Source organism: Geothrix mesophila, from assembly GCF_022808835.1.
GTDB classification, from domain to species: domain Bacteria; phylum Acidobacteriota; class Holophagae; order Holophagales; family Holophagaceae; genus Geothrix; species Geothrix paludis.
Window position 1 is genome coordinate 346,587 of the sequence record NZ_JAKZLD010000004.1, and the last position, 26,668, is coordinate 373,254.

The window sequence follows — 26,668 nt, forward strand, 5'->3', positions numbered from 1 at the left end:
TGCCTTCATCCCATGCCCGCCCCTCACCGCCACGGCCGCCACCTTCCCGCCTTCATCCTGCTGGCCCTCACCGAGGGGCCCCTGCACGGCCACGCCATCCGGGCGGCGCTCCACGCGCGGTTCGCGGACTTCAAGGGGGACCCTGGCGCCATCTACCGGACGCTCCAGGCCCTGGAAGCGGCCGGGGAGGTGACGGCCCACTGGGACACGGGCACCCGAGGCCCCGCCCGGAAGATCTACGAGCTGACACTCCTCGGCTGGGAGCGGCTCAGCTTCTGGGAGGAGGACATCCGCCAGCGGCTCGGCTTCCTGCAGGGCTTCCTGGACAGCTACGCGAAGGTGCGGCCTTCCGGCCGGCCCTGATCCAGCAGCCGTCGGAGTCGGGCCTCCCACTCGGCACGGAGGTCCTCCAGCCGCAGGCCCTTCCCCTTGCCGGGGGCGGCCTGCAGCAGGCCCTGGGCGCTGGGGTGCGGGAGGGCATGCAGATCGAAGGGGGGCGCGCCCTCCAGCCGCGAGAGCACCCACTCCGCCCGCTTGCCGAAAGCGATGACGCGCAGCGCGGAAGCGCCGCCCCGTGAGGCCCGGGCCAGCTCCGCCGCCAGCCGGGCCAGGTTGGCCGGATCCAGCAGGTCCCGGTTGGAGGGCGCGTGGAAGTGCTCGCCGTCCTTTGTGGGGCAGGCGGGATAGGCGTTGCTGAGGGCCGTGCCGATGAGGCGCGGGGCCAGGGCCAGGGCCTTGAAGCGGGCGCCGTCCCAGTCCTCCCAGGCCGCCTCTGGCACCTCGGCCCGGCCGGTGGCGGCCAGGGCGCGGTAGACGGTGATGCCCGCGCCGTCACCCCAGAAGGGAAGGCCCGACTGGTCCGCGCCCCGGGGGCCGGGGGCTTCGCCGAAGAGCATGACGGAGACGGGCCCGGAGTCGGGGAAGAGGGCGGGGACGGGTTGGCCTTGAATGCGGGGCATGGCGCTTCCTGAAGGCGTACATTCTGCAATGGTCCCGCGGCGTGGAGGACGCCCTTCCGCCAGAGGTCATCTGCGGGTCTAGACCGGAAAGCTCCGGGGAGGTGGATCGTGAGGCGACTCGCGGAGGACCTCGGGAAGGGAACCATCCCGTTGGCGGGAGCAGCGGCCCTGCTGCTCGGAGTCGCCTGCGGGGGCGGGGGCGGCGGGGAGGTGGTGATCCCGCCCTTCTGGGTCTGGGGCCAGGTGGTGGTGGCGGACCTGAACGGGGATGGCCGGGCGGATGTGGCGGTCCCCGCCACCCTGATCGACGGCGGGACACACCGGAGCAGCGTGCAGGTCTTCCTCCGGGAGGCCGCGGGCGGATTCGCTGCGCCGACGGCGTATCCCCTCGCTTTCGATCCCTGGGGCCTGTCGGCGGGAGACCTGGACGGGGATGGACGGCCGGACCTTGTCGTGGCCATTCCCGCCTCCACGCCCCCGCAACTGAACACCCCGGGGGACAGCGGTGGGCTGATCGTGCTCCGGCAGGACCCCGCGACGCCGGGGCGCTTCCTTCCCCAGGCCTGGGTTCGGACCGGCGGAGCGGCGGAATCATCGGCGGTGGCAGACCTGACGGGGGACGGCTTGGCCGACCTGGCGGTGGCGGATGGGGTGCGTGTCAACGGCCGCATGCTCCTGCTGGCGCAGGCCCCGGACGCGCCGGGCACCTTCCTGCCGGCGGTCCCGGTACCCGTGGCGGCCGGGCAGGGGTTCAGCGACCTGGCGGCGGCGGATGTCGATGGCGACGGCCGATCGGACCTGGTGCTGGCGGGCTCGGGCGGTGTGGCCCTGCTCCTGCGGCAGGCGGGCGGAGGCTTCGTGCCGCCGATGCTCCTCGCCCCGGGGCAGCGGATCGATGGGGTGGCCGCGGCGGACCTTGATGGCGATGGTCGGATGGACCTGGTGGCGGCGAACCCCGGGAACGCTCCAGGCGGTGGTCGGGGCGGTGCCAGCGTGACGGTCTTCCTGCAGGCCCAGCCTGGTGTCTTCGTCGCCACGGCCATTCCCATGGCCGATGGGGCGCGTCAGGTGGCCATCGGGGATCTCAATGGCGACGGTCTGCCGGATGTGGCGGTGATCTCGCTGGTGTACCAGTCGCTGTCCACGCCTTCGAAGGTGACCGTCCTCCTGCAGTCCGCCACCCACCGCGGTGCCTTCGCCGCGGGCAGCGCCATGGATGGGACGCCGTCCTCCAACTTCCTCGCCCTCGGCGATGTGGATGGCGATGGCCGCGCGGATGTGGTCCTGAACGAGGGGCCCAGCGTGATGGTCCAGACGGCGCCTGGGATCTTCAGCTCCCCGCGGGCGCTGCGCTGAGGGCGCTCAACCGGGCTGGCCTTCCTTCAGCAGCGCGGAGAGCGCCTTGAACTGGGGGTGGTTCTTGTCGCGGGCCCACTCGAAGGCCACGGACTCGTGGTTGGTGAGCGTGGCCCCGGCCGCGGCCATGCGTTCCAGGGCGTGGCGGCGGTACTCCTCGCCCCGGCCGCTGACGGCGTCCCAGCAGAGGTGCACCTCGTGGCCGGAGCCCAGCAGCTCGAGCACGGTCTGCATCACGCAGACATGGGCCTCGATGCCCGCCACCACGATCTGGCGCTTTTCCCGGGCCAGGTGGGGCCGGGCCTGCTTGAGCAGGGCCTCGAAGCCGCTGTCGCCGCAGCAGCCGAAGGCGGTCTTCTCCAGGAAGAACTTCGGCGTGGCCAGGGCGTCGTAGGCGGCGCGGATGCTCTCCTCGGTGGGACCGATGCCCTTGGGGTACTGTTCGGTCAGCACCACCGGCACGGCGAAGAGGTCCGCCAGGCGCATGAGCCGGCGGGTGGCCTCCAGCACCAGGGCCGGCCGGTGGACCATGCCCACGAGCTTGCCCTGGAGGTCGATGACCACGAGGATGCTGCGGCTGGAATCGAGCAGGGCCATGGGAACCTCCCGGGATCTACCAGATCTTCACGCGGTCCGCCGGGGCCAGGTAGAGCTTCTGGCCGGGCTTCACCTGGAAGGCCGGATACCAGGCGTCCAGGTTCCGCACCGTATAGGGCCGGAAGGAGGCCGGGGCGTGGCCGTCCGTGAGGATCTGCTGGCGGAGCAGCGGCTCGCGGGTCTTTTCGCGCCAGCTCTGGGCGTAGCTGAGGAAGAATTGCTGGTCTCCCGTGAGGCCCTGCACCAGGGACGCCTCCTTCCCCTCCAGGGACAGGCGGTAGGCGTCATAGGCCGCGGCGAGGCCCGCCACGTCGGCGATGTTCTCGCCCAGGGTCTGCCTGCCCTTGATGTGGAGGCCCGGGAAGGGCTCGTAGGCGTCGAACTGCCTCACCAGCTGGTCGGCGGAGGCCTGGAAGTGCTTCAGGTCCTCGGGCGTCCACCAGTTCTCCAGCTTGCCGCTGGCGTCGAAGAGGGAGCCGGAGTCGTCGAAGCTGTGGCTGATCTCGTGGCCGATCACCGCGCCGATAGCGCCGTAGTCCATGACCATGGGCCGCTTCGGGTCGAAGAAGGGGGGCTGGAGGATGGCCGCCGGGAAGTTGAGGGCGTTCATCACCGGCAGGTTCACCGCATTCACGAGCTGGGGGTTCATCACCCACTCCGTGCGGTCGATGGGCTGGCCGAGCTTCTTCAGGTTCCGCTCGTACTCGAAGCGCTCCGCCCGCTGGAGGTTCCCGAAGGCGTCTCCGGCGGCGACCTTCAGGCCGCGGTAGTCGCGCCAGCGATCCGGGTAGCCCACGCCCACCTTGAGCGCATCCAGCTTGGCGATGGCCTTGGCCTTGGTGGCGGGGGACATCCAGTCCAGGTGCTCGATGCGGATGCGGAAGGCCGCCTTGATGTTCGCGACCATCCGCTCGGCGCGGGTCTTCTCGGAAGGCGGGAAGTACTTCGCCACGTACGCCTTGCCCACGGCCTCGCCAAGGGCCTCGTTGGTGAGCGCCACGCCCCTCTTCCAGCGGTCCAGGGGCTTGGAGGCGCCGCTCAGCACCTTGCCGTAGAAAGCGAAGGACTGGTCCGCCACGGCCTTGGGCAGCACCGGCGCCCAGTGCTGGATGGCGTGGAACATGAGGTAGTCACGCCAGACGTCGAGGGGCACGTCCGCGGTCAGGGCCGAGAGGCCGGTGACGGCGCCGGGCTGCCAGACCACGAACACCTGGGGCTTCGAGAGGCCCGCGGCTGCGAAGAAGGCCTCCCAGTCCAGGCCCGGGGCCTTGGCGGGGAAGTCGGCGCGGGTCCAGTGGTTGTTGCCCTTCTGGACGTCGCCGGACTCCTCGCGGCCCAGATGGGCCTTGGCCATGCGGGTCTCCAGATCCACCACCGCCGTGGCGCGCTCGAGGACGTTCGACAGGCCCGCCAGCTTCAGCATGGCCGCCACGTGGGTGGTGTATTGGGTGCGGACGGCCGCCATGCCCTCCGAGGGATCCAGGTAGTAGCTGCGCTCGGGCAGCCCCAGGCCGCCCTGGAGGAGGAACGGTGCGTAGCGGGTGGGCTCGTCCAGGTCCTGCGCCACCCACAGGCCGAGGAAGTTGGCGGTGTGGTACTGGGTGTTGTTCAGCACGTCCACGTCCGCTCGCAGGGTCGTCCCCAGGTACCGGGCCAGGTCCTGGCGGCCCTGGATGGCGGCGATGGCCTTGAAGGTGGGCTGGAGGGGACCGAGGCCCTTCTTGTCGATGGCCTTCTCGGCCATGAAGCTGGTGTAGAAGTCGCCGACCTTCCGCAGCTCGGAACCAGCCGGCGCCTTCGCGGCGGCCTGGATCAGGGCGGCGGTGCGACGGTCCGTGAGGTCCGCCACCTCGCGGCCCACCCCGTAGGAACCGCGATCCGCGGGGATCTCCGTCCGCTTCACCCAGGCTCCGTTGGCGTAGGCGAAGAAGTCGTCGCCGGGCGCCACGCCGCGGTCCATGCCGGTCAGGTCGAGGCCGTGGGGCGCGGCCTTGGGCGGGGACGCCACCAGGGCGGGGACGGTGAGACACAGGGAAAGGAGGGGCAAAGATCCGCGCATGGGTACCTCAGGACCTTCCAGGGTGGACCGAAAGGCTCCGTTGGGGAAGGTGGGGGGTTAGGAGGGCTGCGGCATCTCCGCGGGCAGCGCATGGCGCCAATCCCGCCCCACCAGCAGGACCTGGGCCTTCCCGTCCTGGAGGAACACGGCCGTGTCCCACAGGAGGCCGGGGATGGTGCGGACTGGTCCCGACGCGGCGTCGAAGGCGAGGCTGCGGGTGCGGAACCAGCGCCGGTAGACCAGGTGCCAGTTTCCGCCCGCCTGCACGAGGAAGGCGCCGTGGAACCGCGGCAGGCCCTTCACCCGGCGGGCGAAGCAGGGCAGGATCTCCGTGGGGCGGGTGGGCGCCAGCTCCAGGGCCTTCAGTTCCGCCCAGAGGGGGATCTCGTCGCGGGTGCCCCGCCCCACCAGGGAGCGCAGGGCGCCGCGGAAGCCCGTGAGCACGAAGGCCAGGGCCCGCAGCAGCAGCGGCAGGAGGAGGGCCGTGGCCACCAGCACCGCGCCGAGCACGGGCAGCGCGATGGCGGGGTGGCTGTAGGCCAGGGCCAAGAGCCCGACGACACCCACGTCCTCCGCCACGCTGAGAACGCTGTGGCTGGCGGGTTCCGGCGCCGTGTGGGCCAGGAGCCGCACGCCCATCTTGCTGCCGTGGGTGCCCAGGGCGATGGTGCCGCCTGCCAGCAGGGCCAGCACCTTGGCCACAGGGTGCAGCTCGCCCGCGGCCCCCAGGGCCAGGAGGGCTCCGCCCAGGGGCCGGATGAAGGTGTGCAGGCCATCCCAGATGGGCGTGATGAAGGGCACCTTGTCCGCCAGGAACTCCAGCAGGAACAGGAGGGCCGCCACCCCCAGCACCACCGGGTGGCTGAGGATGGCCAGGTCCGGGGGCAGGCCGTGGATCCAGCCATAGCGCTGCCCCGCGCCCACCAGGAGCACCGTGAGGTAGAGGTTGATGCCGGAGACGGTGGAGAGGCCGAGGATGGCCGCCAGGGTCTGCGCTGGGCCCATCAAGCCGTGAACCGTTTATACAGGTGGTAGATGCCCAGGAGGATCACCGCACCCACCACGGACATGAGGAAGCCCGCGCCCTGACCTTCCTGGTAGTGGCCCACGGCCCGCCCGATCCAGGTGCCGAGGAAGGAGCCCGCGATGCCGAGGACCATGGTGACGATCCACCCGCCCGGATCTTTGCCGGGCATGACGAGCTTGGCCACGGCGCCGGCGATGAGACCGATGATGCAGGTCCAGATGAGGTGGAGCATGCAGACCTCCTCGATGGGTTGGGCAATGATGCAGCCACCTTAGGCTTCGGGTCAGGTGCGGTCAATCGCAAAACCCGGGACACATCATGCTGAGATGCCTTGAATTCAGGACTTGCGGAAGGCAGGACCGGAGAGGAAGCTGGGGCTCCACTTCCCGAGGAGGATGTCATGGGTCTGCTGGACATGGTGGGCGGTCTGCTGGGACAGGGCGGTCAGGCGGAGGGCGGCAACCCGCTCATGGGCGCCATCATGGGCCTCATCCAGAACCATCCCGGCGGCCTCCAGGGCCTGCTGGGCCAGTTCCAGGAGAAGGGGCTGGGCGACCAGGTGGCCTCCTGGATCAGTACCGGCGAGAACCAGCCCATCAGCGCTGAGCACGTCCAGGCGGCCCTGGGCTCCGATCAGCTTCAGCAGCTGGCGGGCCAGCTGGGCGTCTCCCACGGCGAAGCCGCCTCAGGCCTGGCCAGCCTCCTGCCCCAGGTGATCGACAAGCTGAGCCCCCAGGGCAGCCTGCCCGAAGGCGGCATCGGCATGGATCTGCTGAAGAAGTTCCTGGGCTGATCGCGCCTGAAAAAACGGGACGCTACATCCGGAGCGCGGTCTCCGCGGCCGTGGCGTCGCGTACCTTCAGGTGGTCGAAGACGATCAGGTACCACCCGATGGCCGCGAGGATGGCATGCCGGAAGCGGGCCGGATGTGTCGTGTCCAGTTCCACGTCGCCCTGCTCGTAGCCGGGAAGGGAAGTCGCGTCCCGGCCCGTGCGGGCATGGAGGCGCACCAGAGGCATGCCACTGAGATCCGCAAAGGTCCCGCCGGGGCCGACCCCGTGATGCCAGATCCAGTCGAAGGCGGCGCCGTCCTCGAATTCCAGGCGCCCGTGCCGGAATGCGTGGGGGTGGAAGGTGGCGAGGTTCACCTTCCCGCCCTCCTCCCGCAGGGTCACCACCGGGTTCATCACGCCCAGGTGCTTGAGGGTCCAGGTTCCTTCGGCTGTCTCGACGCGGGCCAGGATGCAGCCTTCGTCCATGAAGGTCATGGTGCCGAAGACCTCCTGCTCCACGTGCAGTTCGAAGCTCCTGGGATTGGCTCCCGACCGCCGCCATTCCAGGATGTTGGTGGTGGATTCGCTGAGTGACCTCATAACCTGCCCCCAGTTCGCGCGGGGGATGCGTCCGCGTACGGGAAATGTACGTCCGGCGGGGGAGCGGGGTCAGATGCCGTCGCGGGAAAATCCATGTTGAATTGAGGCGCTGTATGGACTGGGTCATGGATCGGTTCTCCCGTCATCCTGGCCGACCTGGGCGGAGGAGGCACGGCCCGATCAGGGGGTGGTGGCGCAGGGGGTGGGGAGCCCTATCTTTAGAATTCACAGAGGAAGTGATGACCTGCGAGACACGGGGCGACCGGCGCCATGCGCCGGAAGTGCGGAAAGACGAGGCGCGAGGGGCCCTATGGTCCCTGCCGGATGGCCACCGCCTGCCCAACCTGGTGGATGCGGCCCCCCTCCTGCTGGCGGATCCGGCTCATCCCGCCCGACTGCGACCCACGGACCTGGAGCACCCCGAGGACTTCCACACGCGCCTGACCGCCTGGCTCCTGCGCCAGGGCTGATTCGGGACCGCGAAAATCCGGTCAGGGCTGGGTCTGGAGGGTGTCCAGGACGCAGCGGTCGTGAAGGCGGGGGATGAGGTCCGTCAGCCGGGCTTCGGGGACCAGGAAGGCGATGGAGACCGTGCTGCCGCCGGTGAGGAGGCCGCCGACCGGTTCCTGGCCGAGGGCCGCCAGGTGGCGCAGGGCGGCCAGCGGATCGGCCCGCAGGCCCTCGCCCACCAGGGCCACCACGGCCCAGCCGGCTTCCAGGTCCGGGCCCTCGGCAGCCAGGTCGGCCAGCACCCTGGTCGCCGCGGGCGTGTCCGGCCGCACCGCGAGCAGGGTGCCTGCCGGGCTGGACACCAGTCCGAAGCGCAGGGCTCCGGCCTCCTCCAGGCGCCGCGCGGCCTCCAGGGGCGGCTCCAGGCCGTCCGAGGCCGGGAAACGCAGGAGGCTGAGGCCTTCTTTGTATGCCACGGAGGTGACGGCGCCCGGTGCCCGTGCTGGCGGCACGGGCAGGATCTCCGTGCGGGAGGCCGCCGGCCGCAGGGTGTTGGCCACCACGAGCCGGAAGCCCGCCCGGCCGCCGGGAGCCAGGGAGTCCGCATGCAGCACCTTGGCCCCGAAGGCGCTGAGGGCCTCCGCTTCGCCCAGGCTCATCTGGGGGATGGGCTGGGCCTCGGCCACCAGGCTGGGATCCGCGGTGAGCACGCCGTCCACGTCGGTCCAGATCTGCACTTCGGTCGCGCCGAGGGCCTCCCCGAGCAGGGTGGCGCTGGTGTCGGAGCCGCCCCGTCCCAGGGTGGTGGTGTGCCCCTCGGCCGTGGCGCCCAGGAAGCCCTGGGTGACCCAGAGGGCGCCGGCCGCCAGACCCTCGCGCCAGGGCGCGGCGGCGGCGCGCAGGGCCGCGAGCTGGGGCCGCGCCTTGCCGAAGCGGGCATCGGTCCGCATCACGTCCCGCACGTCCTTGAAGGTCCCGCCGAAGCAGAGGGCCGCCAGATGAGCCGACAGCGTCTCGCCCAGGGCCAGGGCCGAGTCCCGCCCCCGGGCCGTGGCCTCGCCCAGCATGGCCATGCCCGTGAGCAGCTGGTCCAGCCGCTCGAACAGGGGCGTCCAGGCAGGCCGGACTTCGGCCCAGAGGCTCAGCTCGGAGGCCACCTGGCGATGCCGGTCCCTCAGGGCGACCAGATGCTCCCGCGCACCGGGCAGGTCGCCCCGGCCCGCCGAGGCACAGGCCTCCAGGAGGCGGTCCGTGGCGCCCCCCAGGGCCGAGACCACCACCAGGCCGCCCGCCGGGAGCTCCTCGTGGACGATGGCGGCGGCCCGGCGGAGCGCGTCGGCGCTGCCCACGGAGCTGCCGCCGAACTTGAGGACTTTCAGGCTCATGCCTGCCTCCCTTCCACCGGCAGGGCGTCCGCCTGGAAGGGGACCTCCTGATAGACGGCGTAGTTCAGCCAGTTCGAGAAGAGGAGGTTGGCGTGGCTCCGCCAGCGCACCAGGGGCTCGCGGGTCGGGTCGTCCTCCGGGAAGTAGTTCCGGGGGATGCCGATGGGCAGGCCCTTGCCCAGGTCCCGGGCATACTCGCCCTGGAGGGTGCCCGGATCGTACTCCGAGTGCCCCGTGACGAAGACCTGCCGCCGGTCCGTGGACTGCAGCAGGTACACGCCGGCCTCGTCCGACTCGGCCAGGAGCATGAGCCGCGGCTCCGCCAGGACGTCCGGCCGGCGGGTCTCCGTGTGGCGCGAGTGGGGCGCGAAAAACACATCGTCGAAGCCCTGCACCAGGTGCTCCTGGCGCGCGTTCACCCGGTGGGGGAACACTCCGAACTGCTTCTCCGCCAGGGGGTGCTTGGGGATCCCGTAGTAGTGGTGGAGGGCGGCCTGGGCGCCCCAGCAGATGAAGAAGCTGGAGAAGACGTTCGTCCGGGCCCAGTCCAGCAGCTCCGCCAGCTCCGGCCAGTAGTCCACCGCCTCGAAGGGTAGCGTCTCCACGGGGGCGCCCGTGACGATGAGCCCGTCGAAGGCCTGCCCGCGCACGTCCGCGAAGGACACGTAGTGCTCCAGCAGGTGCTCCGCCGGGGTGTTCTTCGCCTCGTGGGAGGCCATGTGGAGCAGCGTCACCTCCACCTGCAGAGGGGAGTTGCCCAGCAGGCGCAGGAGCTGGGCCTCCGTGGCGATCTTGGTGGGCATCAGGTTGAGGATGGCGATGCGGAGGGGCCGGATGTCCTGCTGGAGGGCGCGGCGCTCCTCCATCAGGAACACGTTCTCCGCCTCCAGGACGCCGCGGGCTGGCAGGGTGTCGGGAATCTTCACGGGCATGGCTGGGGCCTACGCTTTCGCCAGGGCCTGATCCAGGTCCGCGATGAGGTCGTCGATGTGCTCGAGACCCACGGAGAGGCGGACCAGGTCGTCGGTGACGCCGGTGGCCGCGCGCGCTTCCGCGGAGAGCTGGGCGTGGGTGGTGGTGGCGGGGTGGATGATGAGGCTCTTGGCGTCGCCCAGGTTGGCCAGGCGCGAGAAGAGCTGGACCGCGTCGATGACGGCCCCGCCAGCCTTCAACCCTCCCCCCGATGCTGAGGATTTGAGGCCGAAGGTGAGGATGCCGCCGAAGCCCGCGCCCTGGCGGAAGTACCGGGCCGCGGCGGCGTGGTTCGCGTTGTCGGGCAGGCCGGGGTAGTTCACCCAGGCCACCTTGGGGTGCGTCTCCAGCCACTGGGCCAGGGCCAGGGCGTTCGCGCCGTGCCGCTCCACGCGCAGGTGCAGCGTCTCGATGCCCTGGAGGATGAGGAAGGCGTTGAAGGGGCTCAGGGCGGCGCCGGTATCGCGCAGCCCCTCGATGCGGGCCTTGGTGATGAAGGCCGCGGGGCCGGCGAGGTCCGCCAGGATGGCGCCGTGGTAGGCGGCGAAGGGCTCGGTGAACTCGGGGAACTTTCCGCCCTTCCAGTCGAAGGTGCCGCCGTCCACGATGAGGCCCGCCACCGAGGTTCCGTGCCCACCGAGGTACTTGGTGGCGCTGTGCACCACGATGTCCGCGCCGAGCTTGAAGGGGTTCAGCAGGTAGGGGCTGGGGAGCGTGTTGTCCACGATGAGCGGGATGCCCGCCCCGTGGGCGATGGCGGCGATGGCCTCGAAGTCGGGCACGTCCAGCTTGGGATTGCCCACGGCCTCGATGTAGATGGCGCGGGTCTCGGGCCGCAGGGCGGCGCGGAAGGCCGCGGGCTTCGTCGAGTCGACGAAGGTGGTGGTGATGCCCGCGCGCGGCAGAGTGTGGCTCAGCAGGTTGTAGGTGCCGCCGTAGAGGTTGTTGCCGGCCACCACGTGGTCGCCGCCGCGGAGCAGGGTGGTAAGCGTGAGGGTGATGGCCGCCTGGCCCGAGGCCGTGGCCAGGGCCGCGATGCCGCCCTCCAGCTGGGCCACGCGCTGCTCCAGCACGGCGGTGGTGGGGTTCATGATGCGGGTGTAGATGTTGCCAGGGACCTCGAGGTTGAAGAGGGCCGCGCCGTGCTCGGTGCTGTCGAACACGTAGCTGGTGGTCTGGTAGATGGGCACGGCCCGGCTCTTGGTGTCCGAATCCGGGCTGTGGCCCCCGTGGAGAGCGAGGGTCTCGAAGCGGGGGGTGGGGCTGGCGCTCATGGCGTCTCCTGGAAAAGGGATGGAAAGGCCGAGGCCTCGTCTGTCCAAGCAAGTCCAGGAAAAGCAAAAGGGGCCCGATTGCTCGGGCCCCTTCGATGATTGCGTCAGTTCGACACAGCTCGACATCTCTCCGCGCTTGATCGCTCAATCGCGGCAGGAATTGGCACCTTGCTTTCGCAGGTTGCCAAGGTTTCACAGGGCCCGTCCCTCCACCTTTCTGGATAACTCGCTATGGAACTGACAAGGATCTCGTAAGAGAACGGCCCCGAAGGGCCGGTGGAGAACAGTAACGCCGGGCAACCTGGTTGGCAACCCCTTTCGTTGTCTTCACAGAGGAGCCGGCTCCTTCCGCTTCGTGGGAGCTGGGCCGGGCCTGGGGGCGGGATTGACTGTCGTGGCGGGCTTGCCTTTGGGCGCTGGTGGGGATTCGGCCGTTCTCAGGGCCTCCTCCAGCGGCATGATCCTGCCCCCTTCGGAGGTGAAGTCCTGGGTGGACTCGATCGCCTCGAACCGGCGGACCACGAAAGGCTTCTCCTCTTCCACCACGAGATGATCGAAACGGGAATGGTCCACCTGGGTGAACCGGGTGGTTACAGGATCGAACCTCAGGAAGCGCACATCATCCTTCCAGCCGACCTCCTTGTCGGCCGGAATCGGCCAGAACCCGGACTGGATGAGTTCCGCCTTCCGGAACTGGGGGAGCTTGGACCAGGCCAGATCGATGTCCGCACGGTCCAGGGGCAGGAACACCTGGGCCGGGACCAGGATGGCTCCGTCCCCATCGAGAAACGCTTTGCCGAACAGAGAGGGATTCCGGAATTCCCCCGTGTCCTTGCACAAGGTGATGCCGGCCTCGCCCCAAAACCCGGCGTGGATCAGGTCCACGGACCAGGGTTCCGTGCGCACCCGCACACGGACCGCCCTCCCCGTGGCCGTGAACAGGTAGAAGGCATCACCGGAAAACGCGGCTGTCATGCGCGCATCGCTTCCGACTTGTACCTCCAGGAGTTGCGCGGCCTCCCCGGTCAGCAGATCCACCCGGACCAGGCATTGGGATGCGGCTCCGCCCCTGGGAGATGGGGCTGATTGAGGCCCTGCCTTGGCATCCCGGCTCATCTGGAGGAACAGGAGGCGGTCTTCCCAGCCCCCCAGGAGTTTCCGGCTTTCCCCTGCCTTGACGGGAAGGGCCTTCGGCTCAGTCCAGGCCCATCGCCGTTCCCCGGCATCCGTGAAGAAGGGCTTTCCCGAACGGGCCACCAGATGGTGGTCTTCCGTGAATCCGACCTGGTAGACCTTGGACCCATCCCAGGCCACTTCCATGCGCCCCAGAGGCTTCAGGCCGGGCCGGAAGTCCGGCAGGTCTCCGACCGGAGCGAGCCTTGACTCCGCGGTGGTTCGCCGCAGCACCTGGCCTTCCAGGACGACCTCCTGCCGGTCTGCCAGGGCCACGATGGATTGCCCGGAGAGCGCCCGCGCCGCGAGCAGCAGACATCCACCCCTCAGGGCCAGCTTCATGGCCACCTCCCACGCCCGATCACCCGACCATTGGATCATGGCCCGACGTGCCCCAGCCACGACCGCAGAGCGGGCCATTCGTTCCCGAGTGCCCGGTTCCTCCTGGCCTGCTACGCCTTGCCGGCCGCTGTCTGGAAAGGTCACCTCTGCCACACTGCTCTTCTTGGCAAGCTCCGCCCTCTGCGAGGGCTGCCTGCCACGGATTGGGGGGCCTCACCATGCAACGCCGCTTCGCCGCTTTGATCCTCGCCCTCCCGGCGGTTGTCTCCATGGGCTGTACCAAGCCGGATCTGGATGTGACGAAGCTCAGGGTGGGGATGACCAAGAAGGAAGTGCTCGAACGCGTGGGAGGTCCCTCCAAGACGACGGTCGCCAACGACACCGAAGTGCTTGAGTACGAGGCCTACGATCGGTACGGGGCCATCAAGATCAACAGCCGAACCCAGTACGTCCGTCTTGTGAATGGTCGAGTGGACGCCTTCGGGACCCAGGAGGACCTGAAGGCCGGGCGGCCCTCCCGCAGGGCGCAGGAGGCCCGGGTGAAGGCCAGCCCGGGCGGGTCGGAGGGGGCTGCCGATATGCGGGGAGCTTCACCTGCCTCGCCTGCATTCGACCTGCGCACCGAATTGGAGAAGCTGGAGAAACTGAAAAAGGATGGACTCATCTCCGAGGCGGAGTTCCAGGAGCTTCGGCAGAAGGTCATGGAGAAGGCGAAGGCTCAGTAGGGACCCACCCAGGGGGTCCGTCGGCAGGCCAGTCAAACCGAGAAGTACCGCGCCTGGGGATGCCAGGCCACGAGGGCACTGGTGCTGTACTCGGGATCCATCTGGTGGCTGTCGCTGAGGTGGACGCCGATCTCCGCGCCGCGCAGCAGGTCGAGGATGGGGCCGTTGCCTTCCAGGTCGGGGCAGGCGGGATAGCCGTAGGAGTAGCGGGAGCCCTGGTAGCCCTGGGCGAAGAGGGCGCGGCCCGGCAGGTCCTTGTGGTGGATGCCCAGCTCCCGTCGGATGCGGGCGTGGAGCCGCTCGGCGTAGGCCTCCGTCAGCTCCGTGGCGAGGCCATGGAAGGCGAAGTAGTCCGCGTAGCCATCCTCCCGGTAGAGCCTGGCCGCATGGTCCGCGGCAGCCTGGCCCAGGGTGACGAGCTGGAGGGCCAGCACATCGGTGGCGTCCGCCCGGAAGAAGTCCGCGATGCAAAGGCGGCGGCCTGCGCCCTGGCGCGGGAAGCCGAGCACGGCGAGGGTCCTGGAACGGTCGCTGGGATCGAGCACCCGCAGTGCATCGCCCTCGGCCCGCACGGGGAAGTAGCCGTAGCGCGCCTTCGGCTGGAAGACTGGATCGGCCGCGAGGCGCTCCTTCCAGCGCGCCAGCTGGGGCTCGGCCTTGTCCCGCAGCACGGCCGCGAAGGCCTCGTCACCCTGGCTGCCCTGGCTGAAGCCCCAGCGGTTCCGCACCAGGGCGAACTCGTCCAGGTGCTCGAAGAGGTCCACGGGCGCGTCGGCGATCTCCCGCACACCCCAGAAGGGTGGCTCCGGCGAAGGCGCGTCATGGCGCACCCAGCTGCTCTGGCCTGCTTCCGTGAGCGGCACCGAAGCGCTCCCTCGCTTCAGGATCTTGATATCGCCCGCCGCGGAAGCGGCTGGTGCAGGCGCCGGCACGCTGAGGTCGCCCGCCACCAGAGCCTGCATGTGCCGCAGGCCCTCGAAAGCATCTTCCGCGTAGAGCACCGCGCCCGAATAGGACCGGCGGCAGTCGCCTTCCACGTAGTCGCGGGTGAGGGCCGCGCCGCCCAGGATGACGGGCACCTGCTGGGCCTGCTCCTCCAGGAAGTGCAGGTTCTCCTTCATGATCACCGTGGACTTCACCAGCAGGCCCGAGAGGCCGATGGCATCGGCGGGCCAGGCCTCCAGCTCCTTGAGGATGGATTCGATGGGCTGCTTGATGCCCAGGTTCTTTACCTCGAAGCCGTTGTTGCTGAGGATGATGTCTACCAGGTTCTTGCCGATGTCGTGGACGTCGCCCTTCACCGTGGCCAGCAGGATGCGGCCCTTCTGGTAGGTGGACTCCCGGGGCAGGTGGGGTTCGATGCGCTTGATGGCGGCCTTCATGGCCTCGGCGCTCTCCAGCACGAAGGGGAGCTGCATCTCGCCGGAGCCGAAGCGCTCGCCCACCACCTTCATGGCGCCCAGTAGCACCTCGTTGATGAGCCTCAGGGGGTCGTGGTCCTTCAGGGCCTCGTCCACGTCCGCGAGGATGGCCTGCTTCTCGCCATCGAGGATGCCGCGGTGCAGGCGCTCCAGCACGGGCAGGTCGGCCCGGTGGTCGTCGGCGTGGGTGGCCTTGCGGTCGCTGAAGCGCGCCAGGACGGCCTTGAGGGGGTCATAGCCCTCGGCGCGCCGGTCGAAGATCAGGTCCTCGACCATGCGGCGCTCCTCGGGGTCGATCTTCGCGACGGGGAGCACCTTCGAGGCGTTGAAGATGGCCATGTCCAGCCCGTGCTTCACGCCGTGGTAGAGCATCAGCGCGTTGAGCACGTGGCGGGCCGCTGGGTTCAGGCCGAAACTCACATTGCTCACGCCGAGCATGGTCATGACGCCCGGCAGCTCGACCTTGATGAGGCGCAGGGCCTCCAGGGTCTCGACGGCGGAACCTCGGAACGTCTCGTCGCCGCTGCCCAGAGTGAAGGTCAGCGGATCGATGATCAGGTCGCCGGGGTCCAGCCCGTACTCGCCCACCACCAGAGCGTGCAGGCGCTTCGCCACGGCCAGCTTCTCCTCCCGTGTCTTGGCCATGCCCCGCTCGTCGATGGTGAGGGCCACCACCGCCGCGCCGTACGTCTTGCACAGGTCCAGGATCTTCCGCGCCTTGCCTTCGCCATCCTCGAAGTTGATGGAGTTCACCACGCACTTGCCGGGGCTGCGCTGGAGGGCCTTCTCGATGACCGGCACCTCGGTGCTGTCGATGACCAGGGGCAGGGTGATCTGGGAGACCAGGCGACCCAGCAGCTCGTCCGCGTCGCGCGTCTCGTCCCGGCCCACGTAGGCCACGCAGAGGTCCAGCAGGTGGGCGCCCTCCTTCTGCTGCTCCTTGGCCAGCGCGATCATGCCGTCCCAGTCCTCGGCGGCCAGCAGGTCGCGGAACTTCTTCGAGCCGTTGGCGTTCGTCCGCTCGCCCACGATGAGGGGCGCGGGCTCCTGCTTGAGCGTCACGCTCTGGTAGAGGCTGGCGGCGCTGCGCTCCAGCTTCGGCGCGCGCTTCGGCGGGTTCAGCTTCGTCACGCCGGGCGCCAGGGCGCGGATGTGATCCGGCGTGGTGCCGCAGCAGCCGCCCAGGATGGCCAGGCCGAACTCCGAGGCGGCATGCAGCACCTTGGGGGCGAAGGCGGCCGGGTCCAGGGGGTAGACCACCTCGCCGGCCACGTTCTCCGGCAGGCCCGCGTTGGGCAGGCAGCTGATGGGGAAGGGGCTGGCCTCGCAGAGGGTCTGCAGGTGCTGGTGCATCTCGTCCGGGCCCGTGGCGCAGTTGAGGCCCAGCACGTCGATGCCCAGCGGCTCCACGCTGGTGAGCACGGCGGAGATGTCGGAGCCCACGAGCAGCGTGCCCGTGGTCTCCACGGTGGCCTGCACCCAGAGCGGGACCTTCCGGCGTTTGGCGGCCATGGCCTCGCGCGCGGCGCGCACGGCCACCTTGATCTGGCCCAGGTCCTGGCAGGTCTCGATGAGAATGGCGTCGGCGCCGCCGTCCAGCAGGCCCTCCATCTGCACGCGGTACGAGGCCAGCAGCTCGGCGTAGCCCACGTGGCCCAGGGTGATGAGCTTGGTGCCGGGACCCACGGAGCCGATGACGAAGCGGGGCCGGTCGAAGCTGCGGGCCACCTCCTTGGCCAGCGAGGCGGCCTGGACGTTCAGATCGTAGGCCCTGGCCGAGAGTCCGAACTCGCCGAGCACCAGCGGGTTCGCCCCGAAGGTGTTGGTCTCCACCGCGTCGGCGCCGGCGCTGAGATAGCTTTCGTGGATCTCGCGGATCCACTGGGGCTGGCGCTCGGTCAGCAGATCCACGCAGCCTTCCAGCGCCGTGCCGCCGTAGTCCTCCACCGTGGGCGTGCGGGCGAAGATCTGCGTCCCCATGCCGCCGTCCAGCAGCAGTACCTTGTCGCGGAGGAGGGCGTCGATGGTGGTCATGGGAAAACCTTTAATTCGCCACGGATAAACACAGATGGACACGGATGGGGTTGAGAGAGATCTCGTGCCTGAAATCCATATCTGAGTTCATCCGTGTTCATCTGTGGCTAAAGTCCCAGGTAGTCGATGGCCACGTCGCCGTGGACGGTCACCTGGCAGGCGAGGCGCTGGTCGGCCGGCGCGTCCAGGCCCTGGAGGAAGTCCCGCTCCTCCGGCCCCATCTCGCTGCAGTGGCCCAGGCCCTCGGCCACGCGCACGCGGCAGGTGCCGCAGGAGCCCGTGCGGCAGCCGAAGGTGATGTCCGCCCCGGCGGCGTCAGCGATCGTCTGCAGCGGCGTCCCCTCCGGTGCTTCGACCAGCAGATCCTCCAGCAGGAAATGGACCTTCACGCTCATGCGACCTCCCGTTTCGGCAGGAGCGGCGCCACGAGCTCGACCTGGCCGAAGGGGGCGCTGAGCTGGAGGCCGCGGATGCGGGGGCGGATGGCCTCGATGGTCTCCTGGGCGATGGCCAGGCCCTCCTTGACCTGGTCGTCGGCGGTGGCCCACCTGGCCATGCGGGTGAGCAGGGCGGGCGGCACGAGGACGCCGGGTACCTCGTTGGCCATGAACTCGGCGTTGCGCAGGCTCTTGAAGGGCCAGATGCCGGCGATGACAGGCAGGTCCGGGGCCACACCCTCGGCGAAGTCCAGGAAGCGGAAGAGGCTGTCCGGGTCGAAGACGGGCTGGGTGATGGCCCACTGGGCGCCGGCCTCGACCTTGTAGCGGAACCGGGTCTTCTCCCGCTCCAGGTCCGGGGCCACGGGATTGGCGCCCACGCCCACGCTGAAGGAGGTGGGCTTGCCGATGCTGGCGCCGCCGAGATCGAGGCCCGTGTTGAGGCGCTTGAGCATGTTCACGAGGCCGATGGCGTCCACGTCGAAGACCGCCGTGGCCTGGGGGTACGGCCCCAGCTTCGGGGGATCGCCGGTGACGGCCAGGATGTTGCGCAGACCCAGGCCCGCCGCGCCCAGGAGGTCGCTCTGCATGCCCAGCAGGTTGCGGTCCCGGCAGGCGTAGTGGAGGATGGTCTCCACGCCCACCTGCTGCTCGATGATGAGGGCCGTGGCCAGCGCGGACATGCGGGCCATGGCCCGGGGGCCGTCCGGCACGTTGATGGCGTCCACGCCCAGGGCCCGGCACTGGCGGGTCTTCGCCAGGAGCTTGTCGTACTCCATGCCCTTGGGCGGCACGAGCTCGACGGTGTGGGTGAACTCGCCCTGGGCGAGCTTGAGGCTGAAGCGGCTGCGGAAGGCGAAGGGCACCTCGGGCTGTGGCTGCTCGTGCGGCTTGAGCTCGTAGCGCCCCCCGGCCTGGACGAAGGCCCGCTCCTGGCGGAAGGCCCCCCGCATGGCGCGGATATGGGCGGCCGTCGTGCCGCTGCAGCCGCCCACGGCGCGGGCGCCGCCGGCCAGGGCCCGGGCCGCGAAGCCGCCCAGGTATTCGGGGCTGGCCCCGTAGATCAGGCGGCCATCGACCATGTGGGGCAGGCCGGGGTTGGGCAGCAGGACGATGGGCCGGGTGGTGACGCCCTTCAGGTGCTCCAGCAGCCGCAGGTGGGGCGCGGGGCCGTTGCCGCCAATGAGGCCCACCAGGTCCGCGCCCCAGGTGTCGAGCTGCTTGATGAACCATTCCGGTTCCGCGCCGAACAGGGCCTGGCCCTCGTCGTTGGTGGTCATCAGGGCGGCGAGGGGCAGGTCGCGCACCCCCTGGACGGCGAGGATGGCCTGGTGGATCTCGTTGAGGTCCTCGAAGCCCTCCAGCACGACCAGGTCGGAGCCGGCCCCGATGAGCGCCTCCGCCTGCTCGCGGAAGAGGGCCCGGGCCTCGTCGAAGGAGGTGGGTCCCCAGGGCTCGATGCGAACGCCCAGGGGCCCGATGCAGCCCGCCACCCAGGCGCGGGTCTGCTGCTGGGCGATGGCCTGCTTCGCCAGGGCCACGCCCTCGCGGTTGATGGCGTCGAGCTGGCCCTCCAGGCCCCGGGCGGCGAGCTTCAGCCGGTTGGCGCCCCAGGTGTTGGTGGTGAGCACCTGCGCGCCCGCGGCCAGGAACTCACCGTGGATGGCCAGCAGCAGGTCCGGCGTCTTGAGGTTGCACTCCTCGAAGCTCCGCTGCAGCGTGATGCCGCGGTCATGCAGGGCCGAGGCCGTGCTTCCGTCGAAGAGGAAACACTCGCCCTCGTCGAGGGCCTGCCGGAAGGTGGATTCGGTCATGGATGCGCCTGGTGGTGATCAGGGCGGTCCTCATCGGTATCCAGGAGGTCTCGGGTCAGTCCGGGTCGTTCGGTATCTTCCCCCCGGGCATGCCGGGGGCAGGAGTTGGCACCTTGCGTTCGCAGGTTGCCAAGGTTTCACAGGGCCTTTCCCTCCACCTTTCTGGATAGCGCTATGGAGTGCCGGGGGCACTCATGGGGACTGCCAAAGATCGAGGAACCAGCATGGTCTGACCACGCCTGTCCGTCAAGCCTGCGGCGGCGGGGCGACCCCTTCCCCGGCCGGATGGGCCGTGAGGCCCTTGCGCTTCAGGTGGCCCCAGCTGTCCTTGCCGCGGATCCAGTCGAAGGTGCCCCGGAGTCGCCACCACAGTGTCAGCTGCCGGTAGCCGAAGTTCTCGGCCACGGCCGCGAACAGGAGCAGGGCCCAGGCCTTGAGGCCCTGGTAGCGGTGGCCGCTGATCTCCTGGAGCACCACGGCTACCACGGAGTTCAGAACGCCCAGGAGCAGGGCCACGTAGATGAAGAGGATGGCGAAGGGCGTGTTCAGCGAGTGGGTCCAGACGGACCAGGCGAAGACGAGGTAGCCGCCCACCTCGACCACGGGGGCCAGGGCCTCGAAGAAGATGAAGTAGGGCATGGAGAAGAACCCGATGCGCCCGTACTTCGGATTGAAGCACATCGTCCGGTGCCGCCAGAGGGTCTCCAGCAGGCCGCGCTGCCAGCGGTTCCGCTGCCGGCCCAGGCCGTGGAAATCCTCCGGCACCTCGGTCCAGCACACGGGATCGGGGACCAGGGTGATGTGGTGGGGGCGCTTCCACTCGCGCAGGCAGCGGTGGAGGCGCACGACGAGCTCGAAGTCCTCGCCGATGGTGGCGGTCTCGAAGCCCCCCGCGGCCACCACCAGGTCCTTGCGGAACACACCGAAGGCGCCGCTGACGATGAACATGCTGTCCAGGGAGGCCAGGCCCACGCGGGCGAAGAGGAAGGCCCGCAGATACTCCACGATCTGGAAGCGCGCCAGCCAGGAACCGGGCAGGAAGATGCCGCGGATGCCCATGGGGGTGACCTTGCAGCCGTTCACGGGCCGCACCACGCCGCCGGAGGCCACCATGTCCGGGCGGTCCATGAAGGGCCGGGCGATGCGGAGGAGGGCGTCATTCTCCAGGAGGCTGTCCCCGTCCATGCAGCAGACCAGCGGGTAGCGGGCCAGGTTGATGCCGCAGTTCAGGGCGTCGGCCTTGCCGCCGTTGGCCTTGTCCACCACCACCAGGTTGGGCACGTAGGCGCTCTCGTAGATGCCACGCACCTCCTGGGTGGGCAGCAGGTGGCGCACGACGCGCTGGCTCGGCTGGAGCTTGAAGGCCTTGATCAGGCGCTCGAGGGTGGCGTCCGTGCTGCCGTCGCTCACCACCACCACCTGGAACTCGGGGTAGCGCAGGCTGATGAGGCTGTTGACGCTGGGCACCGCGCCGGCCTCCTCGTTGTAGACCGGGCAGATCAGCGTGATGGGCTTGTAGTGGCTGGTCTCGAAGGCCGTGTCGAGACGGTCGATCCTTACCGCGTCCAGGTAGCTGCGGATGGAGAAGAAGGCCCGCAGGATCAGCGACAGATTCGTCAGCTGCATGGCCAGGTAGTAGAGGAGGATGCCCCACTCGGCAAAGGCCAGGATGACGGCGCGGAAAGTCACAGGTGCCCCCGTTCATCGGCCCACTCGAGCCGCTCCCGGGCCATGTCGCGGGCGAAGCGGTCGGACGCGGGATCGTCCGCCAGCCAGGACAGGGCGGACACGCCGGAGTGGCCCAGGTCCACGAGGCTTTGGGCGGCGTTGCGGCGGACCTCGTAGACGGGATCGGTCATCAGCGGGAGCAGGTCGGGAACCGCCGAGGGGCCGCCCAGCACGCCCAGGGCCCGGGCCACCTGGGCGCGGATCTCCCAGGCCGGGCTTGCGGCGAGGCTCAGCACCCGCGGGTAGACCTCCGGGTCCGCCAGGATGATGAGGGCCTTGAGGACGGAGGCCCGGAGGTCCACACTCGGCACGTCCAGCAGCCACAGGAGGCGCGGCAGGGACTCGCGGTGGCGATGAGAGCCCACCAGCAGGGCGTAGAGGATCCAGGGCTCCGGGTTCTGGTTCGGCGACTCCAGGTTCTCCTTCATCCAGGGCAGCAGGTCCGGCCCGAACCCTTCGAGCACCCGGAGGAGCCGCTCCCGCTGGTAGAGCTCTTCGCGCATGACCCAGGCCAGCACCGGCGCGGCGAACCGCAGGCTCCGGCTGTGGGTCAGGGCCTGGGCCGCCGTGTGGGCCACGAAGGGGACCGGATCATCGAGCAGGGGCAGGACCTGCTCCAGGTAGCCCTCCATGCGGATGCCGGGCTTCCAGCGCCAGGGGCGCTCCGTCACCGGGGGCGGCGCGTGCTCCGCCGGTTCGTCCAGGCGGAAAACGGAGATCTCCCTGGCCGCCTGGGCCCGGACGTTGGGATCGCGGTCCTTCAGCCGCTGGGGCAGGGACGCGTGGAGGCCCATGCCCAGGTAGAGCTCCCGGAGCAGCTCGAACTCCTGACCGGCGATGGTGGACTGGTAGCGGGCGAGGAAGTCCCTGAACAGCCACCGATCGGCCCAGGGGACCGGCCCGAAGGACTCGTGCTCGTAGCCCTTCTTGAACAGGTAGTCCGTGAGCTGGGTTTCCCAGGCCTGGTAGCAGGCGATGCGATGTCGGTTCTGGCGGTCCTTGCGGTACTGCAGGATGGTGCCCACCAGCACCAGTCCGCCGGTCAGGACCAGCAGGCCGAATGTCGCCCAGCGGAGGATGGGCAGCAGCAGGTCGTGGGGAAAGGGCATGGACAGGATGGCTCACCCCACGCGGTGGGAGCGTTCGTAGAGCCGCCAGAGCCGCTCCACCATCACCTGGACCGAGATCGGCTTCGCCATGTAGTCGTCCGCGCCGGCCGCCAGGCAGCGCACCATGTCCTGCTCGCTGTGGTTGCTGGAGAGGAGCAGGATGGGGATGCGGCCCTTGGGCGGCGCGAGGTCCCGCACCTCCTGCACCAGCCGGAACCCGTTCATGGCGGGCATCATGAGGTCGGTGGTGATCATGTCGACCGGTTCGCGGTGGAGGATCTCGAGGGCCTCCATGCCGTTGGCGGCCACGAGCACCTTCAGCCCCTCCATCTCCAGGCGGACCTGGATGATCTTCGCGGTCGCAGGGTCGTCTTCGACCACCAGGATCGTCGTTTGGGCTGGCCAGCGTCGGGTCATCGGAAAAAGTCTACCCCTTTCTACCAGAACCATCGGTTCCCGCGGACCCGGATCCCGAACCGGAGGGTGTGGTCGCGGTAGCTGGTGGGGTCCGTGGGATCGGCGATGGGCAGGCCCGCCACGCTCTGGCTCCAGGAGGCGAAGAGGGTGGCGGCGGAGCCCCCGGGCGTCCAGGTTCCCGCCAGGGTGTAGCCCCAGGTGAACTGGCTGGCGGTCTGGTTCACCACCTGGCTTCCGCCCCACCCGTCGAGGGCCACCTCCCAGCGCTCTTCGCGCCGCACCGAGACACCGGCGGTGGCGCCGTAGTAACGGTAGCGCTCGGGATTGAAGAACCCGATGCGGAGGCTCTGGTCCTGGTCGATGAACCGGGTGGCAAGTCCCGCGCGCCACTCCCCCCACTCGAAGGGGAAGCGATGCCCCGCCTCCGCCCGGACGCCCGTCCGGGCGGCGCCTGGGGAGAGGAAGGCCCGCTCCAGGGACAGGGACGCATGGTCGAGGGTCTGGTTGAAGACCCAGGTTCCTCCCAGCCCCCAGGTCCGGGTGAAGGTGCGGAGGTCCACGGCCCGGGGGGTGGCCAGGTTCGGCGCGAAGGTGTGGGACAGCACCAGGTTCAGGCCCGGGGCGGCGCGCCATCCGAGGGCCAGGCTGTGGAAGCCCGCGGGTTCTCCGCCCACGTCATCCACCCGGCCCACCTGGGCCGAGGCCGTGACCCGCGACCCCAGGGGGTGGCTGAGGCCCAGCGACCACTCACGGGGCTTGCGCTCGGCCTGGCCGCTCTGGTCGAGCAGGTCGAAGCTGCCGCCGGCCCGGAGGCTGCCGTCGAAGAACGGCACCGCCGCGTCCACCCGCCGGGCCTGGGCGCGCAGGCCCTCGTTGGAGTCCGTGCGGGTCTGGGAGAGCTCGATCCAGGGGCCCTGGGCATCGACCAGGCCACGGAGGCGGGCCTGGACGTCCTCGCGCGCGTCCGGCTGGTCCAGCAGGGCCTCGGCACGGGTCCGCGCCCGGCGAAGACGTCCCATCCGCTGATCGATCTGCGCCTGGATGAGCTCCGCCTCGGGGCTTCGGGCATCCTCGGATCCGAGACCGCCCAGGCGCCGCTCGGCCGCTTCGGGATTGCCGGCCCAGAGATCCAGCTGGGCCAGCCCCAGGATCGCCTGGCGGTTCCCCGGCGTCCGGGCGAGGGCCTCCTGATAGGCCCGGCGGGCCTGCCCGTGCCGCCCGCGCCATCCGAGCACCCGGCCCCGGAGCAGGTGGAAGTCCGTGTCGGCGGGATGGGCCTGCAGCCAGGCATCCGTCAGGGCCAGACTCTGGTCCATGCGCCCGTCCCAGCTCAGGTAGGTGGCCGTGTCCAGGGTGGCCTGGCGGTCGCCCTTGGCCACGTAGGGCCGGAGGATCTCCACGGCCTCGCCGAAACGTCCGGACCAGGCGGTGACCCGGGCCAGCACCGGTTCGGATTCCGCCGCCAGCTCCGGATGGACCTCCCGGTGCCGCTTCAGGTCGCGGATGGCCTCGTCGAACCGCTTCATCCAGCTGAAGGTCCGGGCCCGCTCCAGGAGGGCGTCGGGCTGGTCCTTCCAGAGCTCCAGCATCCGGGTGTAGACCGCCACGGCCTCGGTGAACCGCTTCTGCGAGCGCAGCTCCCGGGCCTGCTTCAGGAGCGCGGCGGCATCCGGAGCCGGGGCGGGCTCCTGCATGGCGGGCGGGGCGGGATGGATCATCGGGGCAACCTCGGTTCGTCGGGAGTGGCGGCCAGGGCTTTCTGGTAGATGGCGAAGGACAGCTTGCGGAAGCGATGGAAGGTCGGTCGGCTCCAGGTCGGCCAAGTGTAGAGCGGCGGCACGGGAATGCTGCCGCGAACGGCGGCGGGGAGGGTGAAACGGAGGGTGCTTGGACCTTCCCCGAGGGGTTTGTCGGCATCCAGGACCGCCAGCACGAATCTGAACCCGGTCGACTTGGAAGATTCCAGGGGGCCGGCGGTTTTCCCCCCGGGATCATCCAGCACCATCCGTTGGCTCGGATCTGTGACCTGGAGCAGTGTCCAGGGGATCCGCGCCTCGATGAACCCCTGGCCTCCCGGACCCCGGCCCGCCTGCCATTCGGCGCGGGAGTCGAAGGCGGGATCGGCGCGGTCCTGGGTCCCCTGGCGGAGCCAGCCGATCTCCGTGGTGTGGCCCGGGAACCGCGTTCCGTCCCGGCCGATCCGGGGATGGTTGCTCTTGGCCGTGGGCATGAGGAAGCGGCCCGCCTCGTTGGCCACGCTCCGATAACGGCGGTGGGGCAGGGGCCGGTAGTCGGGGATGGCGTAGGGGGCATCCACGAACACCCCCGTGTGGACCGGCCCCTGGAAGAGGACCGCGAACTCCAGGCCGGCCTCACTGCGCGGGCCCGCCACCCAGGGAAGCCGGTGGTCGCCCCGGCTGGCGTCCACGGTGTCGAGGCCCACGAGGATCGCTTCCTTCGAGAAGTCCATGGGGCGAGGGAGGAACAGGCCAAGGTGGAGCCAGCCCTCGTCCGCCACGACCTTCAGGGAGAGGCCGCGGCCTTCGAGGTACGCCGGGATCCGGGCCCAGTCCTCCGCCTTGCCGTCGATCAGGATGGAGGGCCCCTTGGTGCCAGGCCGGTAGGCGATGAGCCCGTAGTTCTCCTCGGCGTCCATGGCGTTGTACCAGAGTGGCTTCCGCTCGAGGGGACGCTCGAAGGGCAGGGTGAGCCAGTTCTTCTTGAACCACTCGTCGATCCAGGCGAAGAGCACACCCCCGGCGCAGCCTGCGTCGTAGATGTCCTGCTGGAGCCGGGCATCCTGCTCGCCCTGCTCGCGCTCGCCCTGGCCGCCGTGGGTCATGCCCTGGGGCTGCCAGTGGGCGACGATGCGGGAGGAAGGCACGCCGAATTCCGCGATGAGCACCGGATGGTGGGCGTGATGCTTCACCAGGGCGGCGAGATACCCCGCGTAATGGCTGGGGCCCAGGTGATCCCGGGCCTGGGCGTAGCCGGGATCCAGGTTCATGAAGTCGGGGTAGTACGGGTAGGCGTGGTAGCTGGCGAAGAGCCCGGCCCTGAGCTCAACCGTGCCCTCGAACTTCTCCATGTCCAGGCTGGCGGCGTCCTCGTCCTCGGGATTCGGGGTCGGGGCCTCGACCGCCATGCCGAGCTTCAGCCGCTGGGCGCGTTCCTCCTGTTCCGTGGATTCGGTGATGTGGAAGAGGGGGTCCAGGGTGGGCCAGTTGGTGAAGGCGATGGGCCGCTGGGCCTGGAACCGGTCCCATTCCTCGGCGAGGAAGTGATCCAGGCTCTGGGCGAGGAACCGCTCCATGGCATGGCCCTCCCGCACCGCGACAAAACGGCCGGTCCAGGTCGAGGTCCCGGGGTGCTGGCGGTTGAAGGCCACCACGCTGGAGGATTCCCATTCACGGCCCAGGATGACGGCCAGGGTCCAGGGGCTGACGTCCGCGTCAAAGGTGCCGCTGGCGTGGCCCGGGCGGGCGGGGATGCGCGCCTGGCCGTGGAGCACCCCGGCCACGTCCCGCATCTCCCGGTGCCAGGCCGCGAGCCAGGCGGGATCCAGGAAGTCGTGGCGGGGGGGCAGCTCGGTCCAGACGCCGTGGATGAGCCGCATGGGCTTCCTGGCGCCGAGGTTGTAGGCGCGCAGGGCCTCGTAGAACGCGGGTGGATGGATGGTGTAGACGCGGATCGTGTTGAAGCCCGCCTCCGCCATCTCGCGGATCCACCCGTCGTAGGTGGCCCGGTCCGGAAACTCGCTGGGGTGTCGGCCTGGAATGGCGGCGCCCAGGTTCACGCCTTTGACGTAGAAGGGATGCCAGCCGCCGGCGCCATCCGCCACTTCCAACCGGCGGTCGTGGGCGCGCGCTGGGATCTGGGGTTGGGTGGGGCGAAGGACCGGGCGCGGAGGGTTGGCCCGAGGGCGGGAAGGAGGCGCCGGGATCGCCGACAGGGGGACCTCGCCCCCCAGGAGGCAAAGGAACAGGGCGAGGCCAAGCATCTTCAGGGCTGGTAAA

23 protein-coding genes and 2 riboswitches are annotated in these 26,668 nt (G+C 69.8%); of the genes, 5 read left to right on the forward strand and 18 right to left on the reverse strand.

The genetic code is table 11. The features are described 5' to 3' along the window. Window positions 1-12: 12 nt before the first annotated feature. Window positions 13-363, forward strand: coding sequence for a PadR family transcriptional regulator (locus tag MLG87_RS13900; protein WP_243295745.1), 351 nt, complete (start codon window positions 13-15; stop codon window positions 361-363). Here the strand turns inward: MLG87_RS13900 and MLG87_RS13905 are convergent. Continuing rightward, on the reverse strand, window positions 330-959 hold the full coding sequence (locus tag MLG87_RS13905; protein ID WP_243295746.1) for a uracil-DNA glycosylase family protein: 630 nt from the start codon (window positions 957-959) through the stop codon (window positions 330-332). The two genes, MLG87_RS13900 and MLG87_RS13905, sit on opposite strands and share 34 nt — an antisense overlap. A 108-nt stretch (window positions 960-1,067) precedes the next feature. Between MLG87_RS13905 and MLG87_RS13910 the strand changes: the two genes are divergently transcribed. Continuing rightward, complete coding sequence (locus MLG87_RS13910; protein WP_243295747.1) at window positions 1,068-2,315, forward strand: FG-GAP repeat domain-containing protein; 1,248 nt, start codon at window positions 1,068-1,070, stop codon at window positions 2,313-2,315. Window positions 2,316-2,321: 6 nt separating this feature from the next. Here the strand turns inward: MLG87_RS13910 and MLG87_RS13915 are convergent, their stop codons facing one another. From MLG87_RS13915 to MLG87_RS13930, 4 genes are read right to left on the reverse strand one after another with little or no spacing between them, the layout of a single operon-like run. After that, complete coding sequence (locus MLG87_RS13915) at window positions 2,322-2,912, reverse strand: isochorismatase family protein (RefSeq protein ID WP_243295748.1); 591 nt, start codon at window positions 2,910-2,912, stop codon at window positions 2,322-2,324. A gap of 16 nt (window positions 2,913-2,928) precedes the next feature. Then, window positions 2,929-4,971, reverse strand: a complete 2,043-nt coding sequence (locus MLG87_RS13920; RefSeq protein ID WP_243295749.1) for a M13 family metallopeptidase — start codon at window positions 4,969-4,971, stop codon at window positions 2,929-2,931. A 57-nt stretch (window positions 4,972-5,028) separates the two neighbouring features. Further along, on the reverse strand, window positions 5,029-5,976 hold the full coding sequence (locus tag MLG87_RS13925; protein WP_243295750.1) for a DUF4126 domain-containing protein: 948 nt from the start codon (window positions 5,974-5,976) through the stop codon (window positions 5,029-5,031). Further along, the gene (locus MLG87_RS13930; protein WP_243295751.1) at window positions 5,976-6,230 is read right to left on the reverse strand and encodes a GlsB/YeaQ/YmgE family stress response membrane protein; all 255 of its coding nucleotides are present in this window, start codon (window positions 6,228-6,230) and stop codon (window positions 5,976-5,978) included. The genes MLG87_RS13925 and MLG87_RS13930 overlap by 1 nt, the downstream gene beginning before the upstream one ends. A 168-nt stretch (window positions 6,231-6,398) precedes the next feature. Between MLG87_RS13930 and MLG87_RS13935 the strand changes: the two genes are divergently transcribed. Next, window positions 6,399-6,791, forward strand: coding sequence for a YidB family protein (locus MLG87_RS13935; RefSeq protein ID WP_243295752.1), 393 nt, complete (start codon window positions 6,399-6,401; stop codon window positions 6,789-6,791). Between the two features lie 22 nt (window positions 6,792-6,813). On the opposite strand, the gene MLG87_RS13940 is transcribed toward MLG87_RS13935, so the two are convergent. Continuing rightward, window positions 6,814-7,371, reverse strand: coding sequence for a hypothetical protein (locus MLG87_RS13940; RefSeq protein ID WP_243295753.1), 558 nt, complete (start codon window positions 7,369-7,371; stop codon window positions 6,814-6,816). A gap of 239 nt (window positions 7,372-7,610) precedes the next feature. Here MLG87_RS13940 and MLG87_RS13945 point away from each other — a divergent pair, with 239 nt between their 5' ends. Beyond that, window positions 7,611-7,841 carry a hypothetical protein gene (locus MLG87_RS13945; protein ID WP_243295754.1) on the forward strand — a complete coding sequence of 77 codons (231 nt, stop codon included), beginning with the start codon at window positions 7,611-7,613 and terminating at the stop codon, window positions 7,839-7,841. Between the two features lie 21 nt (window positions 7,842-7,862). Here the strand turns inward: MLG87_RS13945 and MLG87_RS13950 are convergent, their stop codons facing one another. The 4 genes from MLG87_RS13950 to MLG87_RS13965 all read right to left on the reverse strand — a co-directional run bounded on the left by MLG87_RS13950 (window position 7,863) and on the right by MLG87_RS13965 (window position 12,967). Next, window positions 7,863-9,206, reverse strand: a complete 1,344-nt coding sequence (locus tag MLG87_RS13950) for an aspartate kinase (RefSeq protein WP_243295755.1) — start codon at window positions 9,204-9,206, stop codon at window positions 7,863-7,865. After that, on the reverse strand, window positions 9,203-10,138 hold the full coding sequence (gene metA, locus MLG87_RS13955) for a homoserine O-acetyltransferase MetA (RefSeq protein WP_243295756.1): 936 nt from the start codon (window positions 10,136-10,138) through the stop codon (window positions 9,203-9,205). The genes MLG87_RS13950 and metA overlap by 4 nt, the downstream gene beginning before the upstream one ends. 9 nt (window positions 10,139-10,147) lie before the next feature. Next, a complete protein-coding gene (locus tag MLG87_RS13960) occupies window positions 10,148-11,452 on the reverse strand; it encodes an O-acetylhomoserine aminocarboxypropyltransferase/cysteine synthase family protein (protein WP_243295757.1) in 1,305 nt (434 codons plus the stop codon). Between the two features lie 119 nt (window positions 11,453-11,571). After that, a riboswitch (SAM riboswitch) is annotated at window positions 11,572-11,680 on the reverse strand. A gap of 99 nt (window positions 11,681-11,779) precedes the next feature. Next, the gene (locus MLG87_RS13965) at window positions 11,780-12,967 is read right to left on the reverse strand and encodes a hypothetical protein (RefSeq protein WP_243295758.1); all 1,188 of its coding nucleotides are present in this window, start codon (window positions 12,965-12,967) and stop codon (window positions 11,780-11,782) included. A gap of 218 nt (window positions 12,968-13,185) precedes the next feature. Between MLG87_RS13965 and MLG87_RS13970 the strand changes: the two genes are divergently transcribed. Further along, complete coding sequence (locus MLG87_RS13970) at window positions 13,186-13,692, forward strand: SHOCT domain-containing protein (RefSeq protein WP_243295759.1); 507 nt, start codon at window positions 13,186-13,188, stop codon at window positions 13,690-13,692. A 32-nt stretch (window positions 13,693-13,724) separates the two neighbouring features. Here the strand turns inward: MLG87_RS13970 and metH are convergent, their stop codons facing one another. The 8 genes from metH to MLG87_RS14010 form a co-directional block, all read right to left on the reverse strand. After that, window positions 13,725-17,147, reverse strand: a complete 3,423-nt coding sequence (metH, locus tag MLG87_RS13975) for a methionine synthase (RefSeq protein ID WP_243295760.1) — start codon at window positions 17,145-17,147, stop codon at window positions 13,725-13,727. Between the two features lie 107 nt (window positions 17,148-17,254). Beyond that, window positions 17,255-17,542 (reverse strand): 2Fe-2S iron-sulfur cluster-binding protein, encoded by a 288-nt coding sequence (locus MLG87_RS13980; RefSeq protein WP_243295761.1) that lies wholly within the window; start codon window positions 17,540-17,542, stop codon window positions 17,255-17,257. Next, on the reverse strand, window positions 17,539-19,398 hold the full coding sequence (locus tag MLG87_RS13985; RefSeq protein WP_243295762.1) for a bifunctional homocysteine S-methyltransferase/methylenetetrahydrofolate reductase: 1,860 nt from the start codon (window positions 19,396-19,398) through the stop codon (window positions 17,539-17,541). Before MLG87_RS13985 ends, MLG87_RS13980 begins: the two co-directional genes overlap by 4 nt. A 69-nt stretch (window positions 19,399-19,467) precedes the next feature. Next, a riboswitch (SAM riboswitch) is annotated at window positions 19,468-19,571 on the reverse strand. Between the two features lie 73 nt (window positions 19,572-19,644). Further along, entirely contained in the window at window positions 19,645-21,087 is a 1,443-nt protein-coding gene (locus MLG87_RS13990) for a glycosyltransferase family 2 protein (protein ID WP_243295763.1), read from the reverse strand. Then, window positions 21,084-22,235 carry a HEAT repeat domain-containing protein gene (locus tag MLG87_RS16215; RefSeq protein ID WP_279341295.1) on the reverse strand — a complete coding sequence of 384 codons (1,152 nt, stop codon included), beginning with the start codon at window positions 22,233-22,235 and terminating at the stop codon, window positions 21,084-21,086. Before MLG87_RS16215 ends, MLG87_RS13990 begins: the two co-directional genes overlap by 4 nt. A gap of 12 nt (window positions 22,236-22,247) precedes the next feature. Then, window positions 22,248-22,652, reverse strand: coding sequence for a response regulator transcription factor (locus MLG87_RS14000; protein WP_243295764.1), 405 nt, complete (start codon window positions 22,650-22,652; stop codon window positions 22,248-22,250). 20 nt (window positions 22,653-22,672) lie between these two features. Then, the gene (locus MLG87_RS14005; RefSeq protein WP_243295765.1) at window positions 22,673-24,370 is read right to left on the reverse strand and encodes a tetratricopeptide repeat protein; all 1,698 of its coding nucleotides are present in this window, start codon (window positions 24,368-24,370) and stop codon (window positions 22,673-22,675) included. Further along, entirely contained in the window at window positions 24,367-26,493 is a 2,127-nt protein-coding gene (locus tag MLG87_RS14010; RefSeq protein ID WP_243295766.1) for a hypothetical protein, read from the reverse strand. The genes MLG87_RS14005 and MLG87_RS14010 overlap by 4 nt, the downstream gene beginning before the upstream one ends. Window positions 26,494-26,668 lie beyond the last annotated feature (175 nt).

Excerpts from the sequence above, each read along its gene's own strand:
- MLG87_RS13900 (WP_243295745.1), top strand. The coding sequence starts at position 13 with ATGCCCGCCCCTCACCGCCACGGCCGCCACCTTCCCGCCTTCATCCTG.
- MLG87_RS13905 (WP_243295746.1), bottom strand. The coding sequence starts at position 959 with ATGCCCCGCATTCAAGGCCAACCCGTCCCCGCCCTCTTCCCCGACTCC.
- MLG87_RS13915 (WP_243295748.1), bottom strand. The coding sequence starts at position 2,912 with ATGGCCCTGCTCGATTCCAGCCGCAGCATCCTCGTGGTCATCGACCTC.
- MLG87_RS13920 (WP_243295749.1), bottom strand. The coding sequence starts at position 4,971 with ATGCGCGGATCTTTGCCCCTCCTTTCCCTGTGTCTCACCGTCCCCGCC.
- MLG87_RS13925 (WP_243295750.1), bottom strand. The coding sequence starts at position 5,976 with ATGGGCCCAGCGCAGACCCTGGCGGCCATCCTCGGCCTCTCCACCGTC.
- MLG87_RS13930 (WP_243295751.1), bottom strand. The coding sequence starts at position 6,230 with ATGCTCCACCTCATCTGGACCTGCATCATCGGTCTCATCGCCGGCGCC.
- MLG87_RS13935 (WP_243295752.1), top strand. The coding sequence starts at position 6,399 with ATGGGTCTGCTGGACATGGTGGGCGGTCTGCTGGGACAGGGCGGTCAG.
- MLG87_RS13940 (WP_243295753.1), bottom strand. The coding sequence starts at position 7,371 with ATGAGGTCACTCAGCGAATCCACCACCAACATCCTGGAATGGCGGCGG.
- MLG87_RS13945 (WP_243295754.1), top strand. The coding sequence starts at position 7,611 with ATGACCTGCGAGACACGGGGCGACCGGCGCCATGCGCCGGAAGTGCGG.
- MLG87_RS13950 (WP_243295755.1), bottom strand. The coding sequence starts at position 9,206 with ATGAGCCTGAAAGTCCTCAAGTTCGGCGGCAGCTCCGTGGGCAGCGCC.
- metA (WP_243295756.1), bottom strand. The coding sequence starts at position 10,138 with ATGCCCGTGAAGATTCCCGACACCCTGCCAGCCCGCGGCGTCCTGGAG.
- MLG87_RS13960 (WP_243295757.1), bottom strand. The coding sequence starts at position 11,452 with ATGAGCGCCAGCCCCACCCCCCGCTTCGAGACCCTCGCTCTCCACGGG.
- MLG87_RS13965 (WP_243295758.1), bottom strand. The coding sequence starts at position 12,967 with ATGAAGCTGGCCCTGAGGGGTGGATGTCTGCTGCTCGCGGCGCGGGCG.
- MLG87_RS13970 (WP_243295759.1), top strand. The coding sequence starts at position 13,186 with ATGCAACGCCGCTTCGCCGCTTTGATCCTCGCCCTCCCGGCGGTTGTC.
- metH (WP_243295760.1), bottom strand. The coding sequence starts at position 17,147 with ATGACCACCATCGACGCCCTCCTCCGCGACAAGGTACTGCTGCTGGAC.
- MLG87_RS13980 (WP_243295761.1), bottom strand. The coding sequence starts at position 17,542 with ATGAGCGTGAAGGTCCATTTCCTGCTGGAGGATCTGCTGGTCGAAGCA.
- MLG87_RS13985 (WP_243295762.1), bottom strand. The coding sequence starts at position 19,398 with ATGACCGAATCCACCTTCCGGCAGGCCCTCGACGAGGGCGAGTGTTTC.
- MLG87_RS16215 (WP_279341295.1), bottom strand. The coding sequence starts at position 22,235 with ATGCCCTTTCCCCACGACCTGCTGCTGCCCATCCTCCGCTGGGCGACA.
- MLG87_RS14000 (WP_243295764.1), bottom strand. The coding sequence starts at position 22,652 with ATGACCCGACGCTGGCCAGCCCAAACGACGATCCTGGTGGTCGAAGAC.
- MLG87_RS14005 (WP_243295765.1), bottom strand. The coding sequence starts at position 24,370 with ATGATCCATCCCGCCCCGCCCGCCATGCAGGAGCCCGCCCCGGCTCCG.